Raw genomic sequence first — 17,246 nt, 5'->3', positions numbered from 1 at the left:
GAGCTATCAATTAGCCTCAGGCTTCTCATCACCGACCTTTGGCTTCAACGCAACCGCTTCTGCAGACATTACGGGCTGTTTTTCAGCCGACGTAATAACGGACGATAGCTGAGCCGTTTGGGGACAGCGCGTCCGGCATAAGGTTTCAATCCGCGAAAGATTAATCTTTGCTTTTTCTAATGCCCCCCGCTGAACCAGGGCTTCGCCCTGCCCGGCCAACGCGTCCAGATTATTCGGATCAAGGATCAAAGCTTCACGGTAAAGCCGAATGGCCTTGCCCGGCAATTTCTGTACGCGTGCGATCTGCGCCAGAGCGATAAAGGCGGACCCGTTACGCGGATCAACCGCCAAAGAGGTTTCATATAGGTCCATCGCCAACTCAAGATTACCCTGATGCTGTGCAGCCTCACCCTTTTGCATATATTCAACCGAACGGGCCTTGATATCCACATCTGCTGACTGGCCAAAACCAGCACTCGAAACCGTGGCGAAAACAAGGGACAGCGCAAGGGCAGCGGGTGAAAAACGCATAATTAACTCCAATAAAGACTCGTCCGTTTTAGCAGGGTCACCTGCACGTTCAATGAACATGCGCGCGTCCGTCATGATCTGCTATCACAATTTTTCGAGGCAGGTGAAATAAAAGCCATCCGTTCCGTCTTGATACGGGGTGAGTAAGAGACCTTTACGATATGGTCGTCCAATCGGCAAATCAACCTCTATATCCCGCCATCCGGGGTGCTCTTTAAGGAAAGCCTCGGTTTGATCGCCGCCTTCAGCATCCAGCAAGGAACATACTGCATAAACCAGCCGTCCGCCGGGGGCGACCATGCGACTGGCCAAATCCAAGAGCCGCGCCTGAAGCTCAGTCGTTTGTTCCAGCCGTTTGGGCGTCATACGCCAACGTAGCTCAGGGTTTCGGCGCCATGTCCCCGTACCGGTGCAAGGCGCGTCGACCAGCACTAAATCACATTGGCCGCTTAATGGCTCCAGTGCTTCGATCTCCTTGTTGGGAGACAAGAGCATGGTTTCGACATTCCGCGTACTCGACCGGCGCAATCGCGGATCGATGCGGCTCAAACGCCCGCGGTCGGTATCAGCCGCAATGATACGCACATCATCCGGCAGTTGCGCCGCTAGGCCGAGCGTTTTTCCGCCAGCACCCGCACACATGTCCAGAACCAGTTTTGGCGCGCCGACCAGACATGCGGCGATAATCGCCTGACTGCCCATATCCTGAATTTCGATTTGGCCCATATTATAGGCTTCGCTATTCTCAACGCTCGTTCCGGTGGGCAATCGGTAAGCGTGGGATAGGGGTAGAGTTTCCACCTCTGGCCAAGCGGTTGCGATGACGCTGGCATCCGCCTTTTTCGGGTTGAGCCTTATGTCCAATGGCGCGCGATCAAATAAGGCGGCTTTTTCGTTTCCATCAACCGGCTGCGCGAATTCGTTCAGAAGCCAGCCGGCAATCGCTTCTCCGCCAGCAAACTGTTCATTGTCTTCCAGTTTTGCCGGACCATAAGTTGAACCATCAAATGAATCCCGCAACTCGGGCAATTCCTTGGCCAACCCGACCATTGCGGCGCGGCCATTTTCCGGCCGTTCGCCAAAGCGCCGTATAGCCGCATAGACATGCTCGCGCACCGCACGACGGTCTTTTGAACCGGCATAGCGGCGCACTTTGAAGAATTTCTTGGCGATATTATCTGCCGAAGCCCCATTGTCCCGCGCAGCGACAATGATGTCGTCAAGCAACTCGATGGCCGCTTGCAGGCGCGCGGATGGGGTCAATTATCGTCCAGCAAAGGGCGGTGTTTTTGAATATCGTCCCGCTGCGGAATGCAGAAAAACTTGCTCGCTTCCGTCTTGATTTGTTCAGCGTTGAATTTCTCCAACCGGGCGGCGCGGTCAGCGTCGATGTTTTCCATCCACTCCGTCCCTGCCTGCCTGCACATTTCTTCACTAATAAAGAGTTCGTGCGAAACCGTCATTGTCTTGTCCGGGTCCAGATCATTCCAGCCCAAGAGGATCAGCAAATAGGGTATAAAAATTTCGTTCATAGCTTTCCCATCACCCCTTTAATCCGGTGCTCAACGCGTTGGATAATTGGGTGCTTCCCGCGTGATAGAAACATCATGCACATGGCTTTCCTGCAAACCGGCATTGGTTATCCGGACGAATTCCGCCCGTTCCCGCAAATCTTTCAGCGTCGCCGAGCCTGTATAGCCCATAGCGGCCTTCACACCGCCGACCAATTGATGGACCACATCGCCAGCTGGGCCCTTGAACGGCACTTGCCCCTCAATACCTTCGGGCACCAGTTTGAGCTGGTCTGTAATATCCTGCTGAAAATAGCGATCTGCCGAACCACGTGCCATCGCCCCCACAGAACCCATGCCGCGATAGCTTTTATAGGCACGGCCTTGATAAAGAAACGTATCGCCGGGCGCTTCTTCCGTTCCAGCCAGCAAGGACCCGACCATCACCGATGATGCACCAGCGGCCAAAGCCTTGGCGACATCGCCTGATGTCCGAAGGCCGCCATCAGCAATCACTGGAATACCGGATTTCGCAGCTTCTTCGGCGCAATCCATAATGGCCGTCAATTGCGGAACACCAACACCGGCAACCACGCGGGTTGTACATATCGAACCCGGTCCGATACCGACCTTAATGCCATCTGCTCCAGCATCAATTAGCGCACGGGTTGCAGCGGCTGTCGCGACATTACCTGCAATAATCTGCGTGTGGCTAGAACGCTTCTTAACCTCTGCCACTGCCTTTGAAACCATGCTGCTGTGGCCGTGTGCCGTGTCGATCACGATCAGGTCACATTCTGCATCGATCAACGCTAGGCTGCGTTCAAAACCTGCATCCCCAACGGTCGACGCAGCGGCTACGCGCAAGCGGCCCGTACTGTCTTTTGTGGCATTGGGATATGTGACTGCTTTCTCAATATCCTTGACGGTGATCAGGCCAACGCAATGATATTTTTCATCGACGACGAGCAATTTCTCGATGCGACGTTGATGCAGCATTCTGCGGGCTTCTTCCTGACTGACACCAACGGGAACGGTCACCAGATTATCTTTGGTCATGAGTTCCGACACCGGCTGCTTCGGATTTTCGGCAAAACGCACATCGCGGTTGGTCAATATGCCCACCAGCTTGCCGCTGGATTCGACCACGGGAATACCGGAAATCTTGTTCAGAGCCATTATACCTTCGGCATCTGCCAATGTCGCATCCGGTGCGATGGTGATCGGATTGACGACCATGCCCGATTCAAAGCGCTTGACCTGCCGTACGGCGATGATTTGCTGTTCCAGCGTCAAATTACGGTGCAATACGCCTATGCCGCCCAATTGGGCCATAACTATAGCCATATCGGATTCCGTCACCGTATCCATGGCCGAGGACAGGACCGGAATATCCAGCCGTATTTCCTTGGTCAGCCAAGTCTGGGTATTGGCTTGGCTGGGAACAATGTCGGATGCGCCCGGCAGCAACAGGACATCATCAAATGTTAGTCCGGTTCGGATTTCTCTGCTGCTCATGCTGGGCCACTTTCTGATACGCTTAATGTGATTCTGTGGCGGCCCATGTAATCAGTTCTGTCACTAATCGCTAGGGCCTTTAAGCGGGTAAGTTGCAATGTTGCCGAAATAATGGCCCAGCGCGACGTGAAAATTGGCATCAGCCGCCGCCCCGCCCAATATTAACCCGTCATCTGCTTCATCACTAACATCATGATATCGTCCGGCAATATAGGCATCCAGACGTTCCTGATCGGCAAAGGCGCTGGTGATCATGAAGGATGGTATGCCCATTTTAAGAAAGATATAGCCATCCTGCCGCTTCAGAAACTTGTCGGATGTGCCGGTGGTATCTATCTCGCGGCCTTCGGCTTTCGCGACTTTTCCCAAATCCTCGTCCAGATCGGTTTCACCGTGCCCCACAACCGCGATCAACTTTCCATCGGGGGCCAGTGCGACGGTATCGGCATTAAACACAGCAACCAGCCTGTTCAATGCAAAGCTCGGATGTGCGACAAAGGCCGATGCACCCAACAACCCCTGTTCTTCGGCAGTGGTCGCGAGGAAATAGATGTCGCGGTCGAGAGAAATTTTTGCCAATCGTTTGGCAGTTTCAATGAGCAAAGAGATACCGCTCGCGTTATCAACGGCTCCATTGCAAATCCGATCCCCCAAAGATTCAGGTTCGCAGTCCCCGAAATGATCCCAATGCCCCAGAAACAAAACAGCGCCAGTTTTCGGTTTACGGCCCGCTATTTTTCCTATGACGTTGTTGGAAACATAGTTTCGTAGCTGCGTCTTTACGGACAGATTAGCCAATATCGGGACTAGAACCGGCTGAAATTCAGTGTGTTCAATGTCTTCATCAAGATTTTTGACATCTACATCCCCTTTGCGGAAAATTTTCTCGGCGGCATCCGCGCTGATTATGCCTTCCACAATTGCGTGGGAATTTTTGTCAGCAAGGGAAGCGCTGACCGAACGGAAGCGCCGCGCATCCCTTTTCCAACGAGACTCGCCCTTTATGATGGCGATAACACCAGAAGCTCCCGCCGCTATAAGGTTGGCCTTTCGTTCACGAAAGGCCGGAGAGTCGGTGCTGCCGGACGGAGAGCTTGCGAATAGAAACGCGATCTTGCCAGAGACAAAAGGACGCATGTCTTCGATATTAGCGCTCCCATATCCTGCGTGAACAATCGGCATGTTCGCTAGTTGATTTTCTGCAGCCGCGCCGCGCAACACTATTTGATCCTTGCCCACCTTTATCCGCTTCGCCCGCTTTCCCTGCAATATGAAAGCTATTTCCTGAGAAACCGGAATCCTGTCGATCATCGCTACAGGTGCATACCAATTGTCATTCTCACTCGCCGGTAAGAGACCTGCATTTTTCCATTGGGTCGCGATATAGTTGACGGTTTTATTTTCACCCTCTGTCCCGGGCTTTCGACCGCCGAAATCGTCGCTGGCCAATATTTTTATATGCCCCAGAAGGTCATGCTCCGTAATATCTGCTGCATGCGCCGCCGAACAAGACAGAAAAAAGACCGTGAAACAAAATGAAAAGATACGCATAGAATATGATAACTCTGTTCTTTGATGAAATATTCGCTTTTTTCTTGGCATTATGGCGGGATTAATCAATGGTCATAAGCCCTAAAGTCGGAGATTTAGCAGATGGAACTTACAGCCGCATTTTTCTTTTTCGTTTTGGTGATCATATATCTTGGCGCAAGCATAAAAATTGTCCGCCAAGGATTTCATTACACCATCGAATATTTCGGCCGGTTTACCACTGTTGCAACGCCCGGTTTTAACTTTTTCCCCGCCTTTTTCTATCGCGTTGGCCGCAAGGTCAATATGATGGAGCAGGTTCTCGACATTCCGGGGCAGGAAATCATCACCAAAGATAATGCGATGATCTCTACCGACGGAGTGGTCTTTTTTCAGGTGCTTGATGCGCCAAAGGCCGCCTATGAAGTGAATGATCTTTATAATGCCATCTTAAATCTTGTGACCACCAATTTACGGACGGTCATGGGTTCGATGGACCTTGATGAAACTCTTTCCAAACGCGACGAAATTAACGGGCGCCTGCTAACCGTGATTGACGATGCCACCACCCCGTGGGGCATTAAAATCACCCGCGTAGAAATTAAAGACATCCGGCCGCCACAGGATATTATTAACGCTATGGCGCGGCAGATGAAGGCAGAACGCGAAAAACGCGCGAATATTCTTGATGCCGAAGGCGCACGGGCTTCTGAAATCCTTCGTTCCGAAGGCGAAAAGCAGGGACAGATTTTGCAGGCCGAAGGCCGCAAAGAAGCCGCTTTCCGCGACGCTGAAGCCCGTGAACGCGAAGCAGAGGCCGAAGCAAAAGCGACGAAAATGGTGTCCGATGCGATTGCGGGCGGCAATGCCCAGGCGATTAACTATTTTATCGCTCAGGATTATGTCAAAGCGGTATCCAAATTCGCTACGTCGCCTAATGCTAAAACCATCCTGTTCCCCGTAGAAGCGACGCAGCTTATCGGCACATTGGGCGGCATTGGTGAATTGGCCAAAGAAGCATTCGGCAATAATGGCGGTTCCGTCACACCGCCCCCGCCACGCCGCAAAGGACCGTTTGAACAGCAAGGCGAATAAGCATGGACTTCATTGAACAGGTCATGACGCTGGAATCGCATTATCAGTGGCTGATTATCGCACTGCTATTGGCAATAGCGGAAATAATGGTCCCGGGCGTATTTTTGATCTGGCTGGGTACGGCAGCGGCCATTACGGGCCTGATCGCCATGTTCATCGATATTAATGTCGCAGGTCAATTCACATTATTTGGTTTAGTTTCATTAGCGTCGGTATTTCTTGGTCGCCGTTGGTATCTTAACAATGTCGTGGAAAGCGACGACCCGTTGCTCAATAATCGCTCCGGTCGCTTGATCGGCCAAACAGTCATCGTCGTAGAGACAATCAGCGAAACCAGCGGCCGCGCCAAGGTCGCCGATGGCGAATGGCCGGCGAAAGGCCCAGCCATGAAAAAAGGCACAATGGCGCGTATCGTAGCTGTGGAAGGCGGCGTCCTCCAACTCGAAGCGCTGGAGGACTAGAACCGCAATTTCAGTCTCAGTGAGACCTCAATGAGACTGGGCCTATTTCTTGAAGAAGCCTTTAGCCATATTCGTGATGTCGTTGAGGGGATTACCGTCGCCATCACGGTCAAGAAAGCCTGTGACTTTGCCGAAGATTCCGTCTTCGCCGCCGAGTTTTTCCATCAAGCCGCCTTCGCCGTCCAAACCGGCTTTCTCTGCCATGGCGGGTATCAAGCCTTTAAGCTTCTCTGCATCCACGCCAGCTTCGGCAGCGGCTTCCTTGATCGCAGTCGCCTTATCGACGCTACCATCCTTTAATTTAGCAAAAAGAGCCTCGCCGCCTGTTTTCAGTTCATCCGCAGTCATGCCGATTTTTTCGGCCATGGAGTCCAAATTCACATTGTCAGGCAACATACCCAGCGCACTATCCAAAAGTCCCATTAGTTATCTCCTTCAATTGTTATTTTTTTAGCGGACGAGCTTACCGGCCATCCCGATAATATCATCCAACGGGTTTCCGTCGCCGTCGAGATCAAGCAAGGACGCCAATCCGCCAAGACCCCCAGAGGATGTTTTCGAACCGCCGCCAAGTAGGCCGCCGATCAAACCGCCTAAGCCGCCTCCGCCATTACCGGAGCTTTCACCGCCTTGTTTGGCCATATAGCCAGCGACCATCATCGCAACGACAGGTAGCATTTTCTTCAGCAATTCGCTGCTGATCCCCGTTTGCTGTTCTGCGCCAGCGGCGACCGTACGGCTCACTTCTTTCGATCCGAAAATCTGGCCAAGTACGTCATTACCTTTATCGACCGGCGTTGGCTGGGTACCCAGCACACTATCAAGCAGTCCGCCGCCGCCAAGCTGGCCCAATAAACCACCCAGTCCGTCCAGACCGCTTGGCTGTGACTGTGCTGTTTTCTTAAAACCTCCCAATATGGAGGGCAGCAAAGCGGCGGCGCCCGCTTGCGCAACAGTTTCGTTAACTCCCAACTCGCGCGCCATCGTTTCGATGCCACCAGATTTCTGCAATATCTCTAAAATGCTCATTACCTGTCTCCTTGAACCTCGCGAAATCTGTGATTGATTCCGCTTCCCTGTCAGTCACTCTAACAGATTTTCACTCTTAAAACGGCAAATTACTGCGCTTTACGAGAGTTTACACTGATATGGCCGCAGAAGCGCCGCTATTCGTCATCCCCCGTTTGACTCCCCGCCACGTAACACCGAAGAAAGAATATAAGGGCATATCGGTGAAGCCCAGAGCAATAGAGAAGGAACATGTCATGAGCATATTTGGAAAAATCAAAAACGCAATTTTCGGCGGCGAAGCAAAAGCAGCTGAACCGGCGCCAACCACGACAGCCCCGGCGGTAGAAGCAGCACCTGCCCCCCGCGCAGCTATTTCCGAAGTAGATGTTACAGCGCGGCTCGACAATATCCCCGGTTCGGACAAGCTGAACTGGCGCACATCGATTGTTGATCTGATGAAACTCGTTCAAATTGATGCAAGCTACGCAAACCGCAAAGAACTGGCGCAGGAATTGGGTAACGCTGATTATAGCGGCTCGGCAGAAGATAATATCGCCCTGCACAAGCGCGTCATGTCTGAAATTGCAGCCAATGGCGGCATCGTACCGGCTGAACTGAAAGACTGATTTACCAGTCCTTTACTGGACGTCATGTCCAAATGAATTTAGGCGGGGGCTGTGAGCGATCATAGCCCCCTTCCTTTTGCCGAAGCGCCGAAAAACTGCCGCCGCTGCCCCCGCTTGGTGGATTTGCGTAAAACTCTCCGCAAAGAACAACCGTCATGGTGGAATGCGCCTGTCCCTGCTTTTGGTGATCCCGAAGCGCGGCTTGCCATTGTCGGCCTCGCCCCCGGCAAAGAAGGCGCGAACCGGACCGGACGGCCCTTTACCGGCGACGCATCGGGCGATCTGCTTTTTGCAGTGCTGAACAAAATGGGTTTAAGCAGCGGCCTGTTCCAATCACGCCCCGATGACGGCTTACTCTTGAACGACGCGATCATCATCAATGCAGTCAAATGCTTGCCGCCAGAGAATAAACCAACCGGTGCAGAGATTAGCAATTGCCGCCCCTATATGGTCAAGGCATTAGACGGCCTACCCAATTTGCAAATCATATTGGCGCTCGGAAAAATCGCGCATGATAGCGTAGTGCGTATGACGGGCGCGCGGCTAGCCGATTATCGGTTCGCTCATGGGGCAACGCATAAATTGCCCGATGGCCGCACCCTGATCGACAGCTATCATTGTAGCCGGTATAATGTGAACACCAAGCGATTAACGCCGAAAATGTTTGAGGAAGTTTTTGAAAAAGGAATTTCACTTGGCTAAGTTCAACATTTTCCAAAGAGCCTTAAGAAAAATAGGCCCTTTACGACGATTAGTTTTGTTCGATCTCAAAAGAGCCCGCAAAAGTCGAGCTGATGCAATGTGGCTTTATGAACAGTCAGTCTTAGCGAACATTGGTTTGTACATCACCATCTGGGCAGGAATTGAACGGATGCTTAATACCTTCATTCAGCAATACCACCCTCATGCTAATCAAAATTTAAAAGAAAAACTGCCATCTGATTTGGGAGCCAAAATAAAATATTTAGCTACAGTGGCAAAGGACCAACGGTTACCGTTCGAAGTATCAAATTCAATCCTCCATTGGGTCACGGAGCTTGGTGAGCAAAGAGACTATCGCCATTTGATTGTTCATGGGTTTGGAGTTCGAAAAAAGAGATACACTGACCATGAATGGACTTTCCAGAATCTCGTTCTAAAAGGCAATGAAGCAATCTTAGTTGAAAAGACATTCGGTAATGATGAACTAAATCAACGATTAGACAGAGCTTCGGAACTATCGCAAAACATATCTAGGATATTAACCCCAATATTATTTGACAAGGTCAACTAAACATCCTCTGCTAACCGCCGGTAAAGCTCTGGCCGACGGTCCCGGAAAAAACCCATACCTGCCCTGTGTTTACGCGCTTGTTCCAAGTCAAACGTCGCGACCAAAACACCGCTTTCCTTAGCCCCATATTCTGCCGCCAGATCACCCCATTCATTGGCAATGAAGCTGTGGCCGTAAAAGGCCTGTCCCTCTTCCACGCCGATCCGGTTACTGGCGACAACGGGCATGCAGTTGCTTACCGCATGACCCTGCATCGCGCGGCGCCACATGCGGCTGGTGTCGAGATCAGCGTCATAAGGTTCTGAACCGATGGCGGTCGGATAGAATAATATTTCCGCGCCCATCAGCGCCATGGCTCTGGCGGTTTCGGGAAACCATTGGTCCCAGCATATCCCCACACCGATAGTCGTTCCGAACACATCCCATACCTTGAAACCGCTATTGCCCGGACGGAAGTAGAATTTTTCCTCATAGCCCGGACCATCGGGAATATGGCTTTTGCGATAGACGCCCATGATCTCGCCCTGAGGATCAATCATCGCTATGCTATTATAATAATGCTGCCCGTCGCGTTCAAAAAAGCTCGCGGGAATCGCCACAGCCAATTGTTTCGCAAGCTTTTGCATGGCCTGAACCGGCGCACTTGCCAGCGTAGGCTTGGCCAGCGCGAACAACGCCTCATCCTCGGTTTTGCAAAAATAGGGTCCGGCAAAAAGCTCTGGCGGCAATATGATTTGCGCGCCCTGCTCGGCAGCTTCGGCGACTTGATCGCTGACGGCTTCTATATTTTCGGCTTCGCTAGCGTGTAAGGATGTTTGCAACGCTGCAACGGTGATTTCTTGTGTCATGCCGTTATCATAGCTTGATGCCGAAACGCGCTGCAATCGGAATTGTCGCGATATATAAAATTATCGTCAGCAACACACCCACCGAAAGCGATGCCCAGAAATTTATTCCCTGTCGCAGCAATATCGGGATCACAAGGAACATCGGCAAGCTGGGGATGACATAGAAAAATGTCGCCTGCACATGTCCGGCCAATAATTCCGTGTCGCCAGTATCCCGCCACAACCAGATCATCGCCAATATGGAGATAAGCGGCAGCGATGCGACGAGCGCACCCATTGCCGGATAACGCCGGGCAATGATCGCAACAATGGCGACGATCACCCCCGACACTATGGCACGGACAATAAACTCACCCATGGTTCAGCAAGCTATCAAGGCCGCTTTTTAAACAGCAAGGTCATTCGATCAGATTCGCCGATAGCCTGATATTTGGCTTTATCATCTTCCTTGTTGGTCAGGACCGGTGGCAAGGTCCATACGCCTTTTTCATAATCTGACGTATCTTTCGGATTGGCATTTATTTCCGAAGAACCGACTAGTTCGAAACCATTGAGTTCGAACAGCGCAATGACCGAGGCTTGTTTCAAATAGCCTTTGGAGCCGTTTGACATCGCATAGGATGCATCTGCTTTTGCGCGGTGCTGAACCACGCCGACCATACCATCATCCGCGAGGCTTTCGCGCAGCGCGCGCAGTTCGGAATCCGCACGCGTGCCGTTGAGCATTCCGTGCAGGGAACGGAATATCAGCACCCGATCAATTTTTCCTTTGAGTTCTACCGGTACTTCATCGCTTTCGAAGGCGGCAATTTTATCAGCGGGGACATCGGTCCATTCAGATGCCGATTTCGGGAACCGTTCCTGCCAAGCTTTCATCTGCACTTCGCGGGTCAGGTCCGCGAAACTGGCGCCGCCACTATCATTGTTAATCGCAACATATTTTCCGCTACCGCTCAGATAGGGGAGCAATATCCGTGTGTACCAGCCGCCGCCGGGTCCATATTCCGCAATAGTTTGATCAGGCTTTACCTGAAAAAATGCCAACGTCTCTGCAGGATTACGATATATATCGCGCGCTTTGTCATCACTGCGGCGCTCATGATTAATGGCTGCCGTCAGGGCTGCATCCTGATGCATAGCGCCATTTTCTTCGTGGTGTTTTGCAAGCGCAGGTAGCGCCGTTGTTGCCAATAATGCAGTCGCCAAACCAGCGAGTATGAGTTTCTTGGTCATTAAATCAGGCCTTTCCGATGGGGTGCTCTATCAGCATATTAGTATAAATGACCCGCACAACCTAGCTTTTAGGAATCTGCTGAGAGATGCAGTGAAAGCTACCGCCCCCGCGCAGCAATGCGACGCTTGATAGGCCGACAACCTTGTGCTTCGGGAATAAAAACGCGATTTTCCTGATAGCACTATCATCATTCTCCGCGCCATATTGCGGAACAGCAACGACCGTATTGCCAATATAGAAGTTCATATAGCTCGCCGGTGCGATGGCCCCGTCGATGAGATATTTCCCAGCCGAAGGAATTCGCACGACGTTCAGACCGGCGGCAACTGCCCGTTTTGCAGCATCTTCAAAAATATCAATATTCGGATCTTCGGAGTCATCGGCCTCTGGAATGGCGACGATCCCAGTCCCGACAAAACGGGCCAAATTATCGACATGCCCATCCGTATGATCTGCCTTCAATCCGTCGCCCAGCCAGCATATATTGTCGATGGACAGGGCTTCGTTGAGATTTGCCTCAACCCGCTTGTGCGTTATGCCTTCATTCCGATTGCTGTTGAGAACGCATTGCTCTGTGGTCAGCAAATTGCCCGCGCCATCGCCGTCAATCGCTCCGCCTTCCAGCACCCAATCATGACCATGAACCGGCAGATTCCATGGTTGCGCAAGACGCGACCCGATATCCTGATCGCCGGGCATCTCAAATTTCCTGCCCCATCCATTAAAGCCAAAGTCATTCGCGTGGCGGCCGTCACCATCGACGGTGATAATCGGACCGGTATCGCGCAGCCATATATCACCGAAAGGCTCTATTATGACCTCGACCAGATCATCAGCCAGCGAATTTGCCCGATCAGCATCCTTTTGATCGCGGCAAACGAGTATGACCCGCTCCCCATCACCATTGTCGCAAATCGCATTGACAAAAGCCGCAACTTCCTGCTGCGCCTCTGCCAAGCCATCCGGCCATTCTTCAACATTACCGGGAAAGCCGATCCATACCGCTTCATGCGGCTCCCACTCGGCAGGCCATCTCACCATATATTTACAACCAGCGCCTAGTTCGCGGAACGGCTTTGGTCGCGGATACCGCGAAACTCATCGCCTTCATTCCAGTTTGGCCAATCATCGGTCATCGCTAGCATCCGGCCAACGGTATAATAGACTTTCAGATCACCCATAACGCCGTCCCAATTCCAGTCAGGATTAAACTCATCCTTTGGTCCATGGTAGCGATTATCGGTATAGTCTTTGCTACTCGCTTCACCCGCGGCTTTGCCTCCGTCGATCAAGTCTTCGCCGCCTTCAAAATAGATCATCGGCACGCCCAATTTTGCAAAGCTGAAATGATCAGAGCGATAATAATAGCCTTTTTCCGGTGTCGGTTCGGCTTCCGCTACGCGGCCATCAACCTTCAACGCCCCTTCCAGATAGCGATCCAGTTGGGACTTACCCTTGCCGACCACAATGACATTTTTTGCAGGTCCGGCCATGCCAAAAGCATCCATATTTACGCCGCCAACGGTCTTGCTGAGCGGATACACAGGGTTTTGCGCATAATATTTAGAACCCAGCAATCCGGATTCTTCAGCCGTTACCGCCAGAAACACAATGCTGCGATCCGGCGCACCGGCTTTAACATGCGCTTCTGCAAGGGCGACCAACGCTGCGGTTCCAGTAGCATTATCTACTGCGCCGTTACAAATATCATCACCATCCGGTGCCGGTTTGCACCGTCCCAAATGATCCCAATGCGCGGTGTAGAGGACATATTCATCGGGACGGGTCTTGCCTTTGATAATCCCGACGACATTTTTGCTGTTCATTTTGCTGATGTCATTTTCAAATGACAGTGAAGCGGTCACGCCCAGCGGCACCGCTTTGAACGTTTTGCCTTTCGCCGCGACCATCAACTTGTCTAGATTCTTGCCGACACTGGTAAAAATCTTTGCCGCAACATCTTTCTGGACCCAACCATTGGCTTGGGTTTGATCGGCGCCGCCATCGGCGGACTGCGGGAAAAATTGAGGTCCGCTCCAACTGGATTCTACCACATTCCATCCATAGGCCGCCGGGGCCGTATCATGGATGATCAATGCTGCGGCTGCGCCCTGCCGCGCAGCTTCCTCATATTTATAGGTCCAGCGGCCATAATAGGTCATCGCCCGGCCACCAAAATCACCTTCGAGGCTTTCCGTACCAAAATCGGGATCGTTCACCAATATGACGACCGTTTTCCCTTTAACATCGACACCTTCATAGTCATTCCAACCGCGCTCAGGCGCGTTGATGCCATATCCGACAAAAACCATCTCACTATCAGCGATATTGATTTTTGGTTGTTCCTGATAGGTTGAGATGACCATTTCGGGACCATATTTAAAGCTCATCTCGCCCTTGCCGCCCTTGACGGTCAAAGCGGAAACATTTTTAGCATTAATTTCGACCAACGGCACATCCTGAAACCAGCTGCCGCCATTTCCAGGCTCAACGCCGACCTCTGCAAATTTCTTGGTCAGGAGAGCAAGGGTTTTTTCTTCGCCTGCGGTGCCGGGTGCGCGGCCTTCATATGCATCTGAGGAAAGCTCCTGCGTAATATCGCGCATGGTATCAAGCGACAGTTCCGGTGCAGCGACCTCTGGCAACGCCGTGCTAACATTCGGGTCGTCTATTTTCTTACATGCTGTAAGAGCCAGTGCCGGTACCAGCGCGAGGGCAAACCATTTCTTTTGCATTTCAGATCCTCAAGATAATTTATCGTTCAAATTTGATTTCAGACGACACTAATTACATCCACTGGCCTTAGACGCAAGCCCTTGCCTGAAACGCGCAACAAAAAAGGGCGGCTCCAACGGGCCGCCCTTTTTTCTAAATATCGTTGAACCGATTAACGTGAGTAGAACTCGACGACGAGGTTAGGTTCCATCGTCACCGGATAAGGTACTTCGTCAAGCGTAGGAACGCGAACATAAGTAACTTTGTCTGTGCCGTCTGGTGTGACATATTCTGGAACATCACGCTCAGGCAGGCTCTGTGCTTCGATAACCAGCAGCATTTCCTGCGCCTTGTCGCTCAGCGACACAACATCACCGGGCTGCACTTTACGTGAAGCAACATTACATTTTACGCCGTTCACGCGAATGTGGCCGTGGCTCACAAGCTGACGAGCGGAGAAAATCGTTGGTGTGAATTTGGCGCGATATACGACCATATCCAAACGCTGCTCCAGCAAACCGATCAAGTTCTGGCTAGTATCGCCTTTCATGCTCGATGCTTCTTTATAGGCGCGTTTGAATTGTTTTTCGGTCACGTCGCCATAATAGCCTTTAAGCTTTTGCTTGGCACGTAGCTGAATACCGTAATCGGAAATTTTGCCTTTGCGGCGCTGACCATGCTGACCGGGACCATAATCGCGGCGATTGACGGGCGATTTGGGGCGACCCCAAATATTTTCGCCCATACGGCGATCAAGTTTATATTTCGAACTGGTACGTTTCGTCATAAATGACTCCTAATTTGCTATTTATATTCGTCCCGGAATGCACCGAAAATCCTATGGGATTAACGCGGCTACCGCTTCACCGGGGTGCGGAGCCAATTGCAAGTCGCGACCTATGACGAAATTCCAAACCGCTGTCAAGCGCGCACTACAGCGCTAAACCGGATAAAAATGATCGCCGCCGCATGTCATCGGGGCTGCGCTGAATTGCTACTCTGTATTACGATTCTGCGTACCGCGACTATAATTGGATCGGTTCTGTAGCTGCTCTTCATTCTCGCGTGCAATATTAGCCCATTCTTTCTTGGTCCGACAAACACGGTCCGGAATGCGCGAACCGACAGTCATTACCGACCGGCACACAATTTTATCCTCCTTAATCGGTTCCTTATCGGCAGAACTGCCAGAAAGTTCACCTGCGATTGCGAGGGCGATAAAATATGAAAGCACAATATATCCTTATAATCTAATGTTCTAAATTTGGCACAATAGCGCAAATTTTTGATGTAAAATGATCCTGCACTCGACAATCGATCCAAGCTCAACTAACGCCGCAGTCATGCCTTATACTATCGATTCTATATCAAATATTCAAGACATGTCGCAACTGCGTGAAACGATCGATGAACTTGATTCTGATCTCATTTCACTATTCAAACTGCGCTTTCAATGCATGGAAGCCGCAGCCAGAATAAAGTCTGAAAGATCCGCCGTACGTGACGAAACGCGTAAAGCGGAGGTTCTTGAAAATATAAAGCGCTTTGCCAGCGAAGCAGCTATTCCAGTGCCCATCATGGCCGCAATCTGGGAAATGTTAATCGAAACCTCGATTAGCTATGAACTGGAAAAATGGGACCAGTTGAGAGACAAATAAGCGCTCTGGCCCTAGTTTTTCTGGCCGCTATTTTTTGACAAATGGATTTTCAAGCGAGCTAAGTATACCGCGCCACGTCTGCACTTCTTCATTGGTCCATGCAGGCTTGGTTATCATGTTACGCAGCGTGACCTTTGTTGCAGGCACCCGGTCCGGTGGAAAAAAATATCCCGTCCCATCCAATGCCCGTTCCAGATGCTCGTAAAATCGATCTAGCTCGATTTGCGGAGCCGGTTCTTTCTTCTTTTTCTCGATCGTCGGCTGAACGGTTCCGGCCTTGTCCATCTTGGATAGCTCATAAGCCACTAATATGACTGCTTGCGCGAGATTGAGCGACGCAAATTCGGGGTTTATCGGCACGGTGATTATCTTACGTGCTAATTCAACATCAACAACTTCAAGCCCGGATCGCTCTGGTCCAAATAAGATCGCGCATTTGCCGCTAGCCGCGGCCATATCCTCCGCAGCCTCAACCGGTGTTAGCACGTCTTTGGTCATCCCGCGTTTGCGAACCGTGGTCGCATAGACATGTGCGCAATCCGCGACCGCTTCTGCCGTTGTTGCAAAAACCTGTGCTTCCTCAAGAACATTATCAGCGCCAGCCGCGGTCGGGCCCGCCGAAGGATTAGGCCAACCATCACGAGGGTCAACAATCCGCATTTCGGTCAGGCCAAAATTGAGCATCGCACGCGCCGCTTTGCCAATATTCTCACCAAGCTGCGGCTTTACCAGAACAATTATCGGTTTACCGGTGCTCATTGGTCGCTGCCATCGCTGATGCCAACATCCTTCACGCTACCGGCAAATTCTTCAAAATCCCTTGCTTCGGTAAAATCCTTATAGACCGATGCAAACCGGATATAGGCGACACTATCAAGCCCTTTCAGGCCATCCATTACCATCTCGCCAATACGTTTGGAGGGAATTTCCGTTTCGCCGCTCGTTTCCAGTTGGCGTTGGATGCCGGAGACCAGCTGATCCATTTGTTCCTGCGCAATTCCGCGCTTCCGGCAAGCCAAAGAAACGGACAGATCAATCTTGGAACGATCAAATGTTTCCCGCCGGTCTTCACTCTTCACCACGATTATCTCGCGCAGCTGGATCCGTTCAAATGTCGTGAACCGAGCACCGCAACCTTCGCATTGCCGCCGCCGCCGGATGGTTGTGCCATCTTCCGTCGGTCGGCTATCTTTAACCTGGCTATCGTCATGGGCACAAAATGGGCAACGCATAAG

22 protein-coding genes are annotated in these 17,246 nt (G+C 51.5%); 6 read left to right on the top strand and 16 right to left on the bottom strand.

Annotated elements, in window-relative coordinates:
• Positions 1-6 precede the first annotated feature (6 nt).
• The 5 genes from V7676_RS02435 to V7676_RS02415 all read right to left on the bottom strand — a co-directional run bounded on the left by V7676_RS02435 (position 7) and on the right by V7676_RS02415 (position 5,111).
• Positions 7-531: a tetratricopeptide repeat protein gene (locus V7676_RS02435; RefSeq protein ID WP_335658069.1), complete on the bottom strand. Its 525-nt coding sequence runs from the start codon at positions 529-531 to the stop codon at positions 7-9.
• Between the two features lie 84 nt (positions 532-615).
• Entirely contained in the window at positions 616-1,794 is a 1,179-nt protein-coding gene (locus V7676_RS02430; protein ID WP_335658068.1) for an RsmB/NOP family class I SAM-dependent RNA methyltransferase, read from the bottom strand.
• The gene (locus V7676_RS02425) at positions 1,791-2,063 is read right to left on the bottom strand and encodes a hypothetical protein (protein ID WP_335658067.1); all 273 of its coding nucleotides are present in this window, start codon (positions 2,061-2,063) and stop codon (positions 1,791-1,793) included. Before V7676_RS02425 ends, V7676_RS02430 begins: the two co-directional genes overlap by 4 nt.
• A gap of 30 nt (positions 2,064-2,093) precedes the next feature.
• Positions 2,094-3,560: an IMP dehydrogenase gene (guaB, locus tag V7676_RS02420; RefSeq protein WP_335658066.1), complete on the bottom strand. Its 1,467-nt coding sequence runs from the start codon at positions 3,558-3,560 to the stop codon at positions 2,094-2,096.
• Between the two features lie 63 nt (positions 3,561-3,623).
• Positions 3,624-5,111 (bottom strand): M28 family peptidase, encoded by a 1,488-nt coding sequence (locus tag V7676_RS02415; RefSeq protein WP_335658065.1) that lies wholly within the window; start codon positions 5,109-5,111, stop codon positions 3,624-3,626.
• Positions 5,112-5,213: 102 nt separating this feature from the next.
• Here V7676_RS02415 and V7676_RS02410 point away from each other — a divergent pair, with 102 nt between their 5' ends.
• Together V7676_RS02410 and V7676_RS02405 are read left to right on the top strand one after the other, a co-directional pair.
• Entirely contained in the window at positions 5,214-6,185 is a 972-nt protein-coding gene (locus V7676_RS02410) for an SPFH domain-containing protein (RefSeq protein ID WP_335658064.1), read from the top strand.
• Between the two features lie 2 nt (positions 6,186-6,187).
• Positions 6,188-6,646 (top strand): NfeD family protein, encoded by a 459-nt coding sequence (locus tag V7676_RS02405; RefSeq protein WP_335658063.1) that lies wholly within the window; start codon positions 6,188-6,190, stop codon positions 6,644-6,646.
• 42 nt (positions 6,647-6,688) lie between these two features.
• Here the strand turns inward: V7676_RS02405 and V7676_RS02400 are convergent, their stop codons facing one another.
• On the bottom strand, positions 6,689-7,069 hold the full coding sequence (locus V7676_RS02400; RefSeq protein WP_335658062.1) for a hypothetical protein: 381 nt from the start codon (positions 7,067-7,069) through the stop codon (positions 6,689-6,691).
• A 27-nt stretch (positions 7,070-7,096) separates the two neighbouring features.
• Positions 7,097-7,675, bottom strand: coding sequence for a DUF937 domain-containing protein (locus V7676_RS02395; RefSeq protein ID WP_335658061.1), 579 nt, complete (start codon positions 7,673-7,675; stop codon positions 7,097-7,099).
• Between the two features lie 236 nt (positions 7,676-7,911).
• On the opposite strand from V7676_RS02395, the gene V7676_RS02390 reads away from it, so the two are divergent.
• Genes V7676_RS02390 through V7676_RS02380 form a run of 3 tightly spaced genes read left to right on the top strand, consistent with a single transcriptional unit; the run spans position 7,912 to position 9,556 of the window.
• Complete coding sequence (locus tag V7676_RS02390; protein WP_335658060.1) at positions 7,912-8,283, top strand: DUF3597 domain-containing protein; 372 nt, start codon at positions 7,912-7,914, stop codon at positions 8,281-8,283.
• A gap of 51 nt (positions 8,284-8,334) precedes the next feature.
• Complete coding sequence (locus V7676_RS02385) at positions 8,335-8,985, top strand: uracil-DNA glycosylase (RefSeq protein ID WP_335658059.1); 651 nt, start codon at positions 8,335-8,337, stop codon at positions 8,983-8,985.
• Positions 8,978-9,556: a hypothetical protein gene (locus V7676_RS02380; protein ID WP_335658058.1), complete on the top strand. Its 579-nt coding sequence runs from the start codon at positions 8,978-8,980 to the stop codon at positions 9,554-9,556. The genes V7676_RS02385 and V7676_RS02380 overlap by 8 nt, the downstream gene beginning before the upstream one ends.
• On the opposite strand, the gene aguB is transcribed toward V7676_RS02380, so the two are convergent.
• The 7 genes from aguB to V7676_RS02345 all read right to left on the bottom strand — a co-directional run bounded on the left by aguB (position 9,553) and on the right by V7676_RS02345 (position 15,587).
• Positions 9,553-10,404, bottom strand: coding sequence for an N-carbamoylputrescine amidase (gene aguB, locus V7676_RS02375; RefSeq protein WP_335658057.1), 852 nt, complete (start codon positions 10,402-10,404; stop codon positions 9,553-9,555). The genes V7676_RS02380 and aguB overlap by 4 nt on opposite strands.
• Positions 10,405-10,411: 7 nt before the next feature.
• The gene (locus V7676_RS02370) at positions 10,412-10,762 is read right to left on the bottom strand and encodes a DUF3147 family protein (RefSeq protein ID WP_335658056.1); all 351 of its coding nucleotides are present in this window, start codon (positions 10,760-10,762) and stop codon (positions 10,412-10,414) included.
• 14 nt (positions 10,763-10,776) lie between these two features.
• Entirely contained in the window at positions 10,777-11,637 is an 861-nt protein-coding gene (locus tag V7676_RS02365; protein WP_335658055.1) for a class I SAM-dependent methyltransferase, read from the bottom strand.
• Between the two features lie 61 nt (positions 11,638-11,698).
• Positions 11,699-12,679, bottom strand: coding sequence for an agmatine deiminase family protein (locus V7676_RS02360; protein WP_335658054.1), 981 nt, complete (start codon positions 12,677-12,679; stop codon positions 11,699-11,701).
• Between the two features lie 17 nt (positions 12,680-12,696).
• Positions 12,697-14,373, bottom strand: coding sequence for a M28 family metallopeptidase (locus tag V7676_RS02355; RefSeq protein WP_335658053.1), 1,677 nt, complete (start codon positions 14,371-14,373; stop codon positions 12,697-12,699).
• 152 nt (positions 14,374-14,525) lie between these two features.
• Positions 14,526-15,140: a 30S ribosomal protein S4 gene (gene rpsD, locus V7676_RS02350; protein WP_335658052.1), complete on the bottom strand. Its 615-nt coding sequence runs from the start codon at positions 15,138-15,140 to the stop codon at positions 14,526-14,528.
• A 207-nt stretch (positions 15,141-15,347) separates the two neighbouring features.
• Positions 15,348-15,587 (bottom strand): hypothetical protein, encoded by a 240-nt coding sequence (locus tag V7676_RS02345; protein WP_335658051.1) that lies wholly within the window; start codon positions 15,585-15,587, stop codon positions 15,348-15,350.
• A 148-nt stretch (positions 15,588-15,735) separates the two neighbouring features.
• Here V7676_RS02345 and V7676_RS02340 point away from each other — a divergent pair, with 148 nt between their 5' ends.
• Positions 15,736-16,011: a chorismate mutase gene (locus V7676_RS02340; RefSeq protein ID WP_335658050.1), complete on the top strand. Its 276-nt coding sequence runs from the start codon at positions 15,736-15,738 to the stop codon at positions 16,009-16,011.
• 27 nt (positions 16,012-16,038) lie between these two features.
• Here V7676_RS02340 and V7676_RS02335 read toward each other — a convergent pair whose 3' ends face one another.
• Together V7676_RS02335 and nrdR are read right to left on the bottom strand one after the other, a co-directional pair.
• Entirely contained in the window at positions 16,039-16,770 is a 732-nt protein-coding gene (locus V7676_RS02335) for an RNA methyltransferase (RefSeq protein ID WP_335658049.1), read from the bottom strand.
• The gene (gene nrdR / locus V7676_RS02330) at positions 16,767-17,243 is read right to left on the bottom strand and encodes a transcriptional regulator NrdR (RefSeq protein WP_335658048.1); all 477 of its coding nucleotides are present in this window, start codon (positions 17,241-17,243) and stop codon (positions 16,767-16,769) included. The genes V7676_RS02335 and nrdR overlap by 4 nt, the downstream gene beginning before the upstream one ends.
• Positions 17,244-17,246: the final 3 nt, after the last annotated feature.

Source organism: Parasphingorhabdus sp., assembly GCF_036963805.1.
Taxonomy (GTDB): domain Bacteria; phylum Pseudomonadota; class Alphaproteobacteria; order Sphingomonadales; family Sphingomonadaceae; genus Parasphingorhabdus.
Note: the sequence above shows the minus strand (reverse complement) of the source record. Positions and strands in the feature narration are given on the sequence as shown.